The following is a 13,342-nucleotide window of genomic DNA, read 5'->3' on the forward strand; positions in this document are numbered from 1 at the left end:
GCCGCACCGCTACCCGATCGGACGGCCCGGTCTGGGTCCGGCGGTCCTACGGCTGTAAAAACCATACGTCGCATGCCGACCGGCCATCCCATTCCGGCCGCCCCGGCACACAATTTGTTCACGTGCACAAACCGCGCGCCGCTTGTCTTCTTGATTGCCACTGGTATCGCACCGCCTTTGTGCGGTGTGCTGGATGGCAATCCGAGAGAGGTAGGTTCGTGAGTTCATCAAAGGTGACGACGGTGCGGCCGCGCACGCTGTGTGAGGCGTTCCAGGCCAATGTCGCGGCCAATCCGGACGCGATCGCACTGCGCACGCTCGGCGGGGCCGTGACCATCACCTGGCGCGAGTACGGCGAACGGGTCCGGAGCATTGCCGCGGGCCTGGCGGGATTGGGCATCGGCCCCGGTGACACGGTCGCGATCATGCTGACCAATCGCCCGGAGTTCCATCTCTGCGATACCGCGGTCCTGCACACCGGTGCGACGCCGTTCTCGGTGTACAACACCAATCCGGTGGATCTGCTGGCCTATCAGTTCGGCAACGCGGGCAATCGCGCCGTCATCTGCGAGCGCCAGTTCGCACCGCAGATCCTGGCCGCGGTGGAGAAGGCCGCGGCACAGGGCAATACGGTCGAGCACGTGATCTGCGTGGATGAAGCGCCGGACGGCACCCTGGCGCTGGCCGCGGTCGAGGCCGCCCCGGCCGCCGATTTCGATTTCGAGAAGTCTTGGCGGGCGGTGGATCCGGAGAATCTGCTGACCATCGTCTACACCTCGGGCACCACCGGCCCGCCCAAGGGCGTGGAGCTCACGCACACCAACTTCCTCGAAAACGCCCGCGTGGTCGACGAATTCGGTGGTGGCGGACCCGAGGACAAGGTGGTCTCGTATCTGCCGGACGCGCACGCCGCCAATCGCTGGTTCGCGCACTATCTGGCCATGATCAGCGGCGGCGAGATCACCACCTGTCCCGATCTCAAACAGGTCGCCGAAGCCCTGGCCGAGGTGCATCCGTCGGTCTTCCTGGGCGTGCCCCGGGTGTGGGTGAAAGTCAAAGCGGCACTGGAGGATCGCTTCGCCGCCGAACCCAGCGCGGTGCGCCGGGCACTGGTGGACTGGGCGATCCGGACCGGCCGGGCCCGCGCTCGCGCGATCTCGGACGGTCGCCCGCTGAGCCCGCTGGCGACGCTGCGATACCGCCTGGCCGACCGCCTGGTGCTGGCCACCATTCGAGAACGCCTGGGGCTGGACAAGGTTCGGGTCGCCGTCACCGGCTCCGCGCCGATTCCCCCCGATACCCACGAGTTCTTCCTGGGCCTGGGTCTGCCGTTGTGCGAGGGGTACGGCATGACCGAGTGCACGGCGGGAGCGACCGTGGGCCGCCCGGAGCGCATCAAGATCGGCACGGTCGGCACGGCGCTGCCCGGTGCGGAGGTCAAGATCGCCGAGGACGGTGAGGTGCTGGTGCGCGGTCGCATGGTCATGCGCGGCTACCGCAACGCCCCCGATAAGACCGCCGAGACCATCGACGCCGACGGCTGGCTGCATACCGGCGATATCGGTGAACTCGACAGTGAGGGTTTCCTCAAGATCGTCGACCGCAAGAAGGAACTCATCATCAACGCGGCGGGCAAGAATATGTCGCCGACCAATATCGAGAACACCATCACCGAGAACACCCCGCTCGCGGGCGCGGTCGCGGTGATCGGTGAGGCGCGCTCCTACAACACCGCGCTGATCTGCCTCGATCCGGACCTGGCCGCCGCCTTCGCCGAGCGGCACCAGCTAACCGACCGTAGTATCGCGGCCATGGCACAGGATCCGATCGTTCGCAAAGCCCTCCAGGAGGGTGTCGATGCGGCGAATGCCAAGCTCTCCCGGGTGGAGCAGATCAAGAAGTTCGCGGTGCTGCCGGATGTGTGGCTCCCGGGCAGTGACTGCCTCACGGCCACCGGAAAACTGAGGCGCAAACCGATAGCTACCGCCTATGCGGCTACTATCGACTCGCTGTACGCGTAGTAGGAGAGTCATGCAAGCGCGAATCCGGGACCGTGCGCTGGAAGAGCTGTATCGGCGCGCGGTCGCGGCGCGGGAGGTATTCCCCGCCGCGCTGCCGCCGTACCGCACCCTGCCGCAACCCTTGGTGGCCAGCGGTTTCGAACGCGGCACCAAGCTCAATGTGGATCTGTTCTTCGATTTCCTGCGCACCGGGATCACCCCCGGTGAGGAGGACACCCGCGAAGTCGTGGAGATCGCGCTGGGCCGGGTCCGCGACGGCGAACCCCTCGAGGAAGTGCTCGGCCGCTATCGGATCGGCGCGGAATTCATCTGGTCGCATATGCTCGCCGCGGTCGAGGGACCCGAGCGGGAACTGCTCACCGAGGCCGCGCTGCCGCTGCTGCACTACATCACCACACTCACCGCGCGCATCGCCACCGCCTGTGTGCATCGGGCGCACGATCCGCGCTGGGAACTGCTCGAGCGCCGGCGGGCCATCGCCGACGCACTGCTCACCGGACGCGATCCGATCGAATGGGCCGATGAACCGGCCATCGCGGTGCCGGACGCGTTCCTCATCGCGGTGTTCCGGCTCAGCTCGGCCCGGATCGCCGATACCGGCGATCTGCGCCATCGCATCGAGGCCATTCCCGGAGTGTTCCTGCGCCTGGACAGTGGCGGCTGGACCGCGCTGCTTCCCCTGCACCCGGGTGATGACGGTTCCGCGACCATCGCCGCGCTCAGTGCCCGGCTGCTCCCCACGCAGGAGCAGCAGACCCAGCGCAGCGCGACCCGCCGCCCCGAGCAGTCCCCGCCCGCCGCGGCGAATCACCCCGCACCGCAGCCCGATTCAGCCAATCAGGCCACTCACGCCGCGCCCTTCTGGGTCGGTGTCACGGTGGCGTCCACCCGCGACGCGGTGCCGGAGCTGTTCGCCGAGGCCCGCATGCTCGCCGAATTGGGCCGCTGCCTGGAGCGCCCGCAAACCCTGTGCCGCCGTAGCGATCTCATGTTCGAGTACACGGTCGCCGCGGGCGGTTCCGCGCGGGTGGGCCTGGCGTCGGTGCTGCTCCCCCTGGATCCGCAGCCGCTGCTCGCGGAAACCCTGGAGGTCTTCGTCGACAGCGGTTTCAATCAGCTGGCCACCGCGCGCCTGCTGAATATCCACCGCAATACGGTCACCTATCGACTGGCCCGCATTCACGAATTGACGGGTCTGGATCCGCACCGGCCCACCGATGCCATGACCCTGTCCGCGGCCCGGATCGCGCGCCGCCTCGAATCCGCCGCCTTCGCACCGTAATTCCCTCCCGATCTTGGTCCAGTGCACAACGGGGCCCGGCGGAGTCTTGGGGATTGGCGGTGTCCGAGGGTGGGGACTGTGCGGTGTGCTGAACTCCGACGACGAGGTCACCGGGCGGGATGGGCCGCCGCGACGGCCTCCTGACCATCCGCAGAGGTAGATCGTTGAGTAACAAGTCACGGTGGCCGCGCTGCCGCCGTCTGGTTCCCCTGGCCGTGGCGGGCTTCTCCGCGTTCGCCCTGACGGTGTCCAGCAGCACCTTCGCGGGGGCGGTGCCCGGCAGCGGGCCGGTGCCGAACGCGCCGGTGAATTTCGGCCTGCCCGCCGACTACGAGCCGACGCCCGCGGCTTATGGCGTGAGTTATGAACTGGGACATGTGGTTCCGCTGTCCGACGGTACGCAATTGCAGGCCGAGGTGCGGTATCCGACCGATCCGGCGACCGGGCAGCGCGCGGCCGGGGATTTCCCGGTGGTGGTCAACTTCACCACCTACGGTGCGGTCACCAGCGCGCTCACCGCGGCACTCACCAGCGTCATCGACGAACTGCACATCGCACTGCCGGATCAGATCAAAGACGTTCGGCGCGTGATCAATCAGGCCACCAGCGCACAGGACATGCTGGTGCGGCACGGTTATATCGAGGTGATCGCGGATGTGCGCGGTACCGGCGGGTCGACCGGCGCGTGGAATCCGGCGTCCCGGCAGGACGGCATAGACGGTGTGCAGCTGGTGGATTGGGCGGCCAAGCTGCCCGGGTCCAATGGCAAGGTCGGCATGTACGGGTATTCGTTCCCGGCGTTGAGCGCCCTGCGCACCGCCGAGGCGGTCGGCCCGGATTCACCGCTCAAAGCCATTGTGCCCATGGCGATGCCGAACAATATCTTCAACGAGGTGCTCGGCCACGACGGCATGATGAGCCCGATCCTGCTCACCGCCATCTCGCTCATGGTGCCGTATCTGAGTCTGATGGGACCGTTCCTGACGGCGGTGGTATCCCCGCAGACCTTCGTCAAATCGCTGGTGGATCACCTCCAGGCGCTGGTGTCCTCGGATAGCACCATCAAACTGCTGCTGGAGGCGTACGCGGGTGGGCCGCTCGCCTATGACACCTCGTGGTGGCAGGAGCGGCGGTTCGAGACCGATCTGCACAATCTGGTCGACAACGGCATCGCCATGTATCAGGTGGGCGGGCTCTGGGACCTCTATCAGGAGGGGCCGTTCCGCAATTACTCGCAGCTGCAGAATCTTTCGGCCGGACGCGATCAGTTCGCGCCCATGGCAGGAGACCAGAAGGCCGACGGCCGCTACCAATTGCTCATGGGCCCTTGGTATCACGTGGGCCTCGGCGTCGGCCCGGGCTCGCGCCTGGACACCGATATGATCACGCTGGCCTGGTTCGACCGCTGGCTCAAGGATATTCCGAACGGGGTCGAGAACACCGACAGGCCGCTGCACGTCATCGATCCGGGCAACAATGCCGCCGATACCGCGCACTATCCGTTCGATCAGGCCACCGTGGTGCGGCGCTACTTCGATGCCGGTCGGCTGACCGAGCAGGCTCCCACCGGCACGGACGGCGCGGATCGAATCGAGTACTCCGGTATCGACAATCTGTGCAATCGGCAGAGTCTGGGCCAGTACACCGCGGGGCTGCTGGACTTCGTCTTCCGCGTCTTCACCGCATACAACCCGTGCACCGAGCGGGTGCTGGAACCCACCGCCGGCCTGAAGTACACGGCCGATCCGGTATCCGAGCCGACCGTGCTGGCCGGGCCGTCGAGTGTGAGCCTGTACGCCTCCTCCACCGGCACCGATGCGGCCTTCCAGGTATGGCTCGACGATGTGGCCCCGGACGGTTCGGCCGTGAACATCACCGGCGGTTCACAATTGGCGAGCCAGCGCACCCTGAACGAGGACAAGACCTGGCGCACGCCGGACGGGACCGTCTACGCGCCCGAACATGTGCTGCTGCGGGAGAATCAGCGGCTGCTCACCCCGGGCGAGGTGGTGCAGGTCGATATCAAGCTGCGCCCCACGTTCTATCGCCTGGAGCCGGGGCATGCGCTGCGCCTGCGGATTTCGACCGGTACATTCCCCTCGACGATGCCGATTCCGACCGATCTGCCGCGTCTGCTGGGAACGTCTCAGCAGGTGCAGCGGAATTCGGTGTGGCCGTCGAGTCTGGTGTTGCCGCTCGCGCCCGCGGGGTCGCTCACGCACTGAGTCCGCGGGGTCCGAATCCACCGGCCCGGGTGGCCGGGGGCGGGTGGTACGGCTGGTCGCCGCCGCCGTACCACCCTGCAACGCCCCCGCGTCCGCGCATTGACACCGCTGCCGTTGCCCGCCAAGCTGGAGTCGAATCACCTGTCTGAGACAGAGGAGGCGGCAGTGGCGCTGCAAACCCGGACCGTGACCAATGGCGAGATCGATATCGCCGTGTACGAACAGGGCGTGCCCGATGGGCCGGCCATCGTGCTGGTGCACGGCTGGCCCGATTCACATCGACTGTGGGACAACGTCCTTCCGCATCTCATCGACCGATTCCTGGTCGTCACCTACGATTCGCGCGGGCACGGGCGCAGTACGAATCCCAAGGACCACAGGGCATTCCGGATACCGGAACTCGCCACCGACTTCTTCGCGGTGATCGACGCGGTCAGCCCGGACGCTCCAGTACACGTCCTGGCTCACGACTGGGGTTCGGTGACCGTATGGGACGCGGTATGCGAACCCGGGGCCCAGGCCCGCATCGCCTCGTTCACCTCGGTGTCCGGGCCGAATCTCGATCACGCCGGTCACTGGGCGCGCGGCCGCTTCACCCGGCCGACCCCCGGAAATCTCGCCGCTCCCCTGGCCCAATTGGCCTCGATCGCCTATCAATTCGCGTTCATGGCACCGGTGACCCCCGCGCTGGTCCGGTTCGGTCTGCGGGACCGGGTATTCCGCGCGGGGCTGCGTCTGGCGCAGGGCACGCCCGCCGAACAGGTCACCCTGGGTGACACCTTCACCGCGGACGCCGCCAATGGACTCCAGATCTACCGCGCCAATCTCGTTGTGGCGAAGCTGTTCTCGGCACGCGAGCGGCGAACCACGGTACCGGTGCAGCTCATTGTCGCCCAGTACGATCCGGCGGTGCGCCCGGCGGTGTTCGACGATGAGGATCAATGGACCGATCGGCTGTGGCGGCGGGATCTCAAAGCCGGTCACTGGGTGCCGTATTCACATCCGGGGGTGCTGGCGCGGGCCACCATCCAGCTCATCGACGCCGTATCCGGTGCCGAGCCCGCGCGGGAATTGCGCCGCGCCGAAGTGGGGCGCGACCGCCGTCCGTTCGAGGATCAACTCGTCGTGGTCACCGGCGCGGGGTCGGGAATCGGCCGCGAGACCGCGCTCGCCTTCGCCCGCGCCGGGGCCGAGGTGGTGGTCTCCGATATCGACGCCGATGACGCCAAGGAGACCGCCGCGCTGATCGCCGAATTCGACGGCGCGGCATACCCGTACGCCCTGGACGTCTCCGACGAGGCCGCTGTTCAGGCACACGCGGACGAGGTGGCGTCGGTGCACGGCGTCCCCGATGTGGTGGTGAACAATGCCGGGGTCGGCCAGGCCGCGCCGTTCCTGCGCACGCCCAGCGAGAGTTTCAAACGGGTGCTGGATATCAACCTGTTCGGTGTGGTGCACGGTTCGCGGGCCTTCGGACATCTGATGGCCGAACGCGGGCTCGGCGGTCATATCGTGAATGTCTCCAGCATGGCCGCCTACACCCCGCAGCAGGGCTTCAGCGCGTACTCGACCAGCAAGTCGGCCGTCTTCACCTTCTCGGACTGCCTGCGCGCCGAACTGGCCAAGGACGGTATCGGGGTCACCACCATCTGCCCGGGCATCGTGCACACCAATATCGTTCGCACCACCGAGTTCTCGGGTGTCTCGGCGGATCAGCAGGATGCCAGGCAGCGACTGTTCGACACCCTGTACCGAATGCGCAGCTACCCACCCGCCAAGGTGGCGGCGGCGATTGTCCGTGCCGTCCAACGCAATAGCGCGGTCGTCCCCGTCACCCCGGAAGCGTGGGTCGCCTACTACGGCACCCGCTTGACCCCGCCGAGCCTCATGCGCTTCGGCATGGCCCGCGCCAGCCTGACGCGATAGCGGCCCCGATGCGGCGGCGGAACCGGCCCCGCCGCACCGGTATTCGCATCCAGCACCAGCAGCTCGCCGGGCTGTGCCCGCGACACGCAGATCAGCATGTCGCCCTGTGCCCGCTGCGCGTCGTTGAGCACGGTGTCGCGGTGCTCGACGGTTCCGGCGAGCACCCGCACCTTGCAGGTGGTGCAGAAGCCCTGACGGCACGAATACGGCACCGCCGGATCCGCCTCGGCGAGCACCGCGAGCACCGTGCGATCGGCGGGCACCTCGAAAACCCCGCCGCGCCTGCCCCACTGCACGCGGAACGCTCGCCCGTCGACAATCGGCGGCGGCGCGAACCGCTCATGATGCAGCTCCACCACGGGCGCACGCGCCACCCGCGCGGCCACCACCTCGAGCAGCGCGGGCGGACCGCACACGTACACGGCCAGCCCCGGTTCCACGGACGGCACCAGCACCGCCGCGGTCGGCAACCCTGCCTCATCATCCGTACGCACGGTGACTCTGCCGCCGTAACAGGCGATTTCATCGAGGAACGGCAGCGCCGCTCGATGGCGGCCGGTATACAGCAGCGACCACTCCGCCCCGGCCCGATCGGCCGCGCGCATCATGCCCAGCATCGGCGTGATCCCGATTCCACCCGCTATGAACCGTATTCGGCGAGGTGACTCGGGCGGCGAACCATGGCCCGCCAGGGTCAGCGGGAACGCGTTGCGCGGGCCGTGAATTCGCACTCGCATGCCGGGCCGCAGGTCGTGCAGTTCGATGGAACCGCTGCCATTCGGTATGCGCCGCACCGCGATTCGGTAGTGGAACGGGTCTTCCGGGTCGCCGCAGAGCGAGTACTGCCGCATGCGGCCGGACGGCAGGACCAGGTCCAGATGAGCGCCGGGGCTCCAGGCGCGCAGTGCCGCGCCGCGCGGGTGGGCGAAGACCAGGCTCACGACGTCCTCGTCGGCGGCGACGACCGCTCGGTCCACCAGCACCAGTTCTCTGGCCTGTACGGCACGTGGCGGCTCCGGTGCGTCCGGCGAGAGCCACGCCAGCACCCGCGCCCCGGGACCGATGAGCCGGTCGGCCACCATCAGCAGCGGATCGCGGCGTAACGGGGCCCAGAAGGCAGGTGGCACACCGCGCGTGCGCATTTCGGCGATGCGGCCTTCGACCGATTGCAGTTCGGGGGTTCTGGTCATGACGCGTGCGCCAATTTGGCAGCGGGAGATTTGGCCAGGTAGGCGACGGCCTGTGCGGTGTCGCCGGTATCGGCCGGGTCGTAATCGGCACGCACGAAGGAGGCGAAACCGCGTCCGATCAGGCCCCAGCGCGGCAGCACCCCGCGCCGTATACCGCTGCCGATCTCGCGGAATACCCTGACCGGTCCCATATTTCGCATGGTCGGGTCCTGTCGCACCAGCCACCAGGCGATGGCGATCAAGCCCACCGGCAGCCCCACGCTGGTGCCCAGGTAGAAGGTGACCAGGCGCGGCCGCTTGGCCCCGAAGTAGCGGGCGACATCGTAGGCGACACTGCGATGTTCGACCTCCTCCGCACCGTGCCAGCGGAACAGATCGGTGAGCGCGGGATCGGCGTGCAGGCTCTCGAAATCCTGATTCAGGATCCAGTCGCCGCCGAGCGCGGTGAAGTGTTCCACCCCGGCGATGAGCGCCAGCATCTGCGTGACGACCCGGTGCCGCAGGTTCTCCGGCAGCGTGTCCAGGCGGGCGATGGCCCGGTCGAAAAGGTATTCGGCCTCGGTCAGAATGGGTTCGGGGTCGATATCGTGGCGTTGCAGGAACTCCCAAACGGCCTGATTGTGCGATTCGGCGTGGATGGCCTCCTGCCCCATGAAGCCGATCATCTGCTCGCGCAGGTCGGCGTCGGTGACATAGGGCAGCGCCCGCCGGAACATCTCGACGAAGCCGCGCTCGCCCAGCGGCAGAATCAGATTCAGGCCCGAGATGGCATGTGAGGCAACGGGTTCACCCGGTATCCAGTGCAGCGGCGACCGGGAGAAATCGAACCGCACCGCTCGCGGTCGCAGCGCGACCGAACCGATCTTCTCGTTCATCGTGATCACTCCTGTGCCCGATCGCGCGAACCGCCCCATTGCCGTCCGGGCAGACCGGTCGCTTAATTGTCCCAGACAATCACATGATTGACCCGTCCCGCACCTGAAATCGTCACCCGGAATAACCCATTGCCACCCCAACCGGTCAAATCCGCCGCTGTCCGGCCTACCCCCGGAGATCGACCGCATGACACACTGAGACACCCGATCTTGGGAGGTCCTCGATGCTCGAACCGCGCCAGGGTGGTCTCCGGCGACTCCGTCGTCGCACCGAACCGGAGACGACCGGTCAGCCGCCGACCCGCGCCGCCGTCCGAAATACCAAGATCGTCACGCTGCCGGTGGCCTATGCGGCCCGGCGCGCGGGCGGACTCGGGCGACGCGCGCTCGGAGCGCCCAAACGCGAGGTCGAGATCGATATCCAGGCCCGCACCGCCCAGCACATGTTCGAGGTGCTCGGCGAGCTCAAGGGCTGCGCGGCGAAATTCGGCCAGGTGCTCGCCCTCTACGAGATGGCGCTGCCGCCGGAATTGGGCGCACCCTACGGCGAGGCGCTGAGCCGCCTGCAGGACTCCGCCCCGGCCATGCTGCCCGGTGCGGTGAATCAGGCCATGGCGGACAATATGGGGCCGAATTGGCGAGATCAGTTCTCCGACTTCACCCTCCGCGCCTGTGCGGCCGCCTCCGTGGGGCAGGTGCATCGCGCTGTCTGGCACGATGGCCGCCCCGTCGCGGTCAAGCTAATGTATCCGGGTGCGCGCGAATCGGTGCAGTCCGATCTGCGGCAGATTCGCCAACTCGCGCCACTGGCAACGGTTTTCGTGCCCGGGGCCGATACCAGGGCCTTGGCCGAGGCGTTCGCGGAATGCATCAGCGAAGAGCTGGACTACGCCAAAGAGGCTGACACCCAGCGGATTTTCGCCGAGGCGTACGCCGACGACCCGGATTTCGTGGTCCCGCGCGTGGTGCATCAGGAGAACGATGTGCTGGTCACCGAATGGCTGGACGGGATTCCGCTGCCGCGCATCATCGCCTCGGGCGCACAGCAGGAGAAGAACCGGATCGGCCTGCTGGTGCTGCGTTTCGTCACCTCCTGCGTGGGGCGGACCGGGTTGATCTACTCCGATCCGCATCCGGGCAATTTCCGGGTGCTGCGCGACGGCCGCCTGGGCGTGGTGGATTTCGGCGCGTGCCCGCCGATTCCGGCCGGATTCCAGCAGGTGGTCGCCGATATCGCCGATGCGGCGTTCAACGGGAAGAACGCGCACGTGGAGGCCGCACTGCGGACGCACGGTTTCGTCGCCCCCGATCGCGAACTCGATATCGTGGCGCTGCGCACCCTGGCCGAGCCGATTCGGGAGCTGTTCTTCCCGCATACCGTGCGGCTGACCACGAAATGGTTGCGCGGGCAGGTCCGCCGGACCATCGAGCCGAGCCTGTCGAATGTGGGCAGGCAGCTCACCGCGCCACCCGCGTACACCCCGATCGGGCGCACGATTCTGGCCACCGTCGGCGTACTGGCTCAGCTCGGGGCCGAGGGGCCGCTGCGGGATGAATTGTTCGCGGCGCTGCCCGGACTGCGGACCGCGATGGAACGGTTCAATCTCGGCGAGGGTATGGCGGGGCGGGTGGTGCGCCCGGTTACAGATGCATCCAATTCGGCCACACCTGTGTCCACGATTTCTTGAGGCCGGTGCACTTCCAGATCGTCACGTTCTGGGTATTGCCCGGGAAGCCGATGCGGGTGTCGACCTTGCCCACCGGATCGACGTGTTCGAACTGGTAGCGCAGCACCGCCTCGTAGCCGCCGACGGCGATCACCGCGCTCGCGTCATCGGGTGGGGTGCCGAAGTATCCGAAGCCGCGACTGGGGCTGTAGATGGGCGGTAGGTCATGGCGGCCGAGCTCATCCAATGCGCTTGCCTGCCAATAGGTATCGGCGAGGATGATGGCCTTGGCGCGCTCCTGCGGGGTCAGGCCCGCATAGACCCGCTCCACCTCATCGGTGAGTTCATGCCAGCCGAATGATCCGTACACGCCGATATTGATGGCGGCCTCGGCGTCATCGGCGGGCGGATGCACATCGGCGGCGGGCCGCCACGGGGTGGAGTACAGCACGAATGCCGTTGCGCCCAGCGTCAATACGGTGACCACGGCGATGAGCGCGCGCCGCGTCTCGACCCGCATGCGCTCGGCGGTGGTGACCACGCCGACCGCGCCCGCGGCGATCAGCACCCCGTACATTCCGGCGGCGTAGTAGATCCGCCCGCCGGTGATCAGGAACGCCAGGTACAGCAGGATCAGGGTCGCGCCCAGAAATCGGTAGCGCCGCAACGACTCCCACACCAGCAGCACCCACACCCCGAATACCAGCAGCACCGCGCCGAGGAAGCCCGCCAGGCTCACCGACATGGGCAGGAACATGAGCCGCCCGCCCAGGATGTCCTGTTCATTGCCGATCACCCGGCCCATCTCCAATTGCGGCCAGTCATGGTGCGCCTGCCACAGCAGTTCCGGAATCGTCGCGGCGACCACGATCGCACCGCCCAGCCACAGCAGCGGGCGGCGCACCAGATCGCGCGGCCCGAAGACCAGACTGCTCGCGGCCACAGCCAGCCAGAAGAAGGGGATCAGCCATTTCACCTGCATGTCCACGGCGGTGACCAGGGCCGCGGCCAGCAGCAGGCGGTCATCGCGGGTGCGCACCCAGCGCACCACCAGCCAGGTGATGATCACCCACAGCGCGGTATCGACCGCGTTGGTGGTGAGCATGGTGCCCTGCAGCAGCAGGAACGGTGAGGTGGCATAACCGGCGGCGGCCAACGCCTGCGCCCAGCGACCGCCGCCGAATTCGCGAGCGAGCAAGGCGCACAGGACGATCGCGGTCACCGTCAATGCCACCGCGGGCAGGCGCAGCACGAAATAGGAGCCCGGCGCGATGGTGTCCATGAGCCGCGCCAGCAGCGGCAGCACCGGTCCCTGATCCGCGTAGCCGAACGAAGGCCGTCGTCCGGCGGCCAGGAAATACAGCTCGTCGCCGAAGTAGCCGTACCGCGTCGCGGCGAGTAGCAACACCACAGCAGCCGGTACCGCGACGGCCGCGATCGCCTTCCACGCGATGATCGGACGATCCGGTTCCAACCGGTGCCGACCGGAGGAATTCGGCTGGGCCGGACTATTCACCACCTCGGTCAACAGCATGCTCCTGCCCGGTGAAGTACTGCTCGACCTGATGACGACGGGACATCAGCAAATCTACAGCTTCACTTCGGGCGAGAGCGCTTACGACAGCAGGGGAAGATCGGGGGCGGTCCGGACGGCGGCCGCGACCGGTGGACTATTCCGCCAGCCGAGCCTGCACGTAGTACTCCACCGACAGCGCGGTCAGCACCTGCCGTACGCCGATCGGGGCCCAAGCCGCCGACGAGTCCTGCCTCAGCACCGGATCGGTGAGGGTGATCACGCGCCCCCGGGTCTCGAATTCGAATTCGCCCGCCGCCCGAATGTTCTTCAGCCAGTCCACCTTCGGCCCGTAGGTGAGCGCGATCCGATAACCGCCGTCACGCCGGAACACCATCACCGGCGACCGATACACCCGCCCCGACTTGCGCCCGGTATGGATGACGATCCCGAATCCCGGTGCGATCCGGGCCATTACACCGAGTACGGGATTGCTGATCCGGCGATTGATGCGCGCGAGCGCCTGGGGCAGCGGCATGGGTCTCGTCCTCTCCGGCGAAATCGATTGCGCCCCAGACGCTACGCGCCCGGCACCCCCTCCGCGTCCCGGATCTTCCCCCGATATGGCTAGTCTGCTCCCGAT

At 67.4% G+C, this 13,342-nt stretch carries 9 protein-coding genes; 5 read left to right on the forward strand and 4 right to left on the reverse strand.

Annotated features, from left to right (window positions below; genetic code table 11):
• Positions 1-218 precede the first annotated feature (218 nt).
• The 4 genes from ACFC0O_RS40600 (at position 219) to ACFC0O_RS40615 (ending at position 7,454) form a co-directional block, all read left to right on the forward strand.
• Positions 219-2,021, forward strand: coding sequence for an AMP-dependent synthetase/ligase (locus tag ACFC0O_RS40600; protein ID WP_375967546.1), 1,803 nt, complete (start codon positions 219-221; stop codon positions 2,019-2,021).
• Positions 2,022-2,031: 10 nt separating this feature from the next.
• Entirely contained in the window at positions 2,032-3,303 is a 1,272-nt protein-coding gene (locus tag ACFC0O_RS40605) for a PucR family transcriptional regulator (RefSeq protein ID WP_375967547.1), read from the forward strand.
• Positions 3,304-3,467: 164 nt separating this feature from the next.
• Positions 3,468-5,528, forward strand: a complete 2,061-nt coding sequence (locus tag ACFC0O_RS40610; RefSeq protein ID WP_375967548.1) for a CocE/NonD family hydrolase — start codon at positions 3,468-3,470, stop codon at positions 5,526-5,528.
• A gap of 165 nt (positions 5,529-5,693) precedes the next feature.
• The gene (locus ACFC0O_RS40615; RefSeq protein ID WP_375967549.1) at positions 5,694-7,454 is read left to right on the forward strand and encodes an SDR family oxidoreductase; all 1,761 of its coding nucleotides are present in this window, start codon (positions 5,694-5,696) and stop codon (positions 7,452-7,454) included.
• Here the strand turns inward: ACFC0O_RS40615 and ACFC0O_RS40620 are convergent.
• Together ACFC0O_RS40620 and ACFC0O_RS40625 are read right to left on the reverse strand one after the other, a co-directional pair.
• Positions 7,385-8,596 carry a PDR/VanB family oxidoreductase gene (locus tag ACFC0O_RS40620; protein WP_375967775.1) on the reverse strand — a complete coding sequence of 404 codons (1,212 nt, stop codon included), beginning with the start codon at positions 8,594-8,596 and terminating at the stop codon, positions 7,385-7,387. The two genes, ACFC0O_RS40615 and ACFC0O_RS40620, sit on opposite strands and share 70 nt — an antisense overlap.
• Before the next feature lie 44 nt (positions 8,597-8,640).
• A complete protein-coding gene (locus ACFC0O_RS40625; RefSeq protein ID WP_375967551.1) occupies positions 8,641-9,558 on the reverse strand; it encodes a metal-dependent hydrolase in 918 nt (305 codons plus the stop codon).
• Between the two features lie 185 nt (positions 9,559-9,743).
• Between ACFC0O_RS40625 and ACFC0O_RS40630 the strand changes: the two genes are divergently transcribed.
• A complete protein-coding gene (locus ACFC0O_RS40630) occupies positions 9,744-11,207 on the forward strand; it encodes an ABC1 kinase family protein (protein ID WP_375967552.1) in 1,464 nt (487 codons plus the stop codon).
• Here ACFC0O_RS40630 and ACFC0O_RS40635 read toward each other — a convergent pair.
• Both ACFC0O_RS40635 and ACFC0O_RS40640 read right to left on the reverse strand, forming a co-directional pair.
• On the reverse strand, positions 11,161-12,705 hold the full coding sequence (locus tag ACFC0O_RS40635; RefSeq protein WP_375967777.1) for a glycosyltransferase family 39 protein: 1,545 nt from the start codon (positions 12,703-12,705) through the stop codon (positions 11,161-11,163). The two genes, ACFC0O_RS40630 and ACFC0O_RS40635, sit on opposite strands and share 47 nt — an antisense overlap.
• Positions 12,706-12,856: 151 nt before the next feature.
• Complete coding sequence (locus ACFC0O_RS40640; RefSeq protein WP_375967553.1) at positions 12,857-13,237, reverse strand: nitroreductase family deazaflavin-dependent oxidoreductase; 381 nt, start codon at positions 13,235-13,237, stop codon at positions 12,857-12,859.
• Positions 13,238-13,342: the final 105 nt, after the last annotated feature.

Origin of the sequence: Nocardia sp. NPDC056100 (assembly GCF_042266325.1) — a bacterium.
Lineage (GTDB): Bacteria > Actinomycetota > Actinomycetes > Mycobacteriales > Mycobacteriaceae > Nocardia.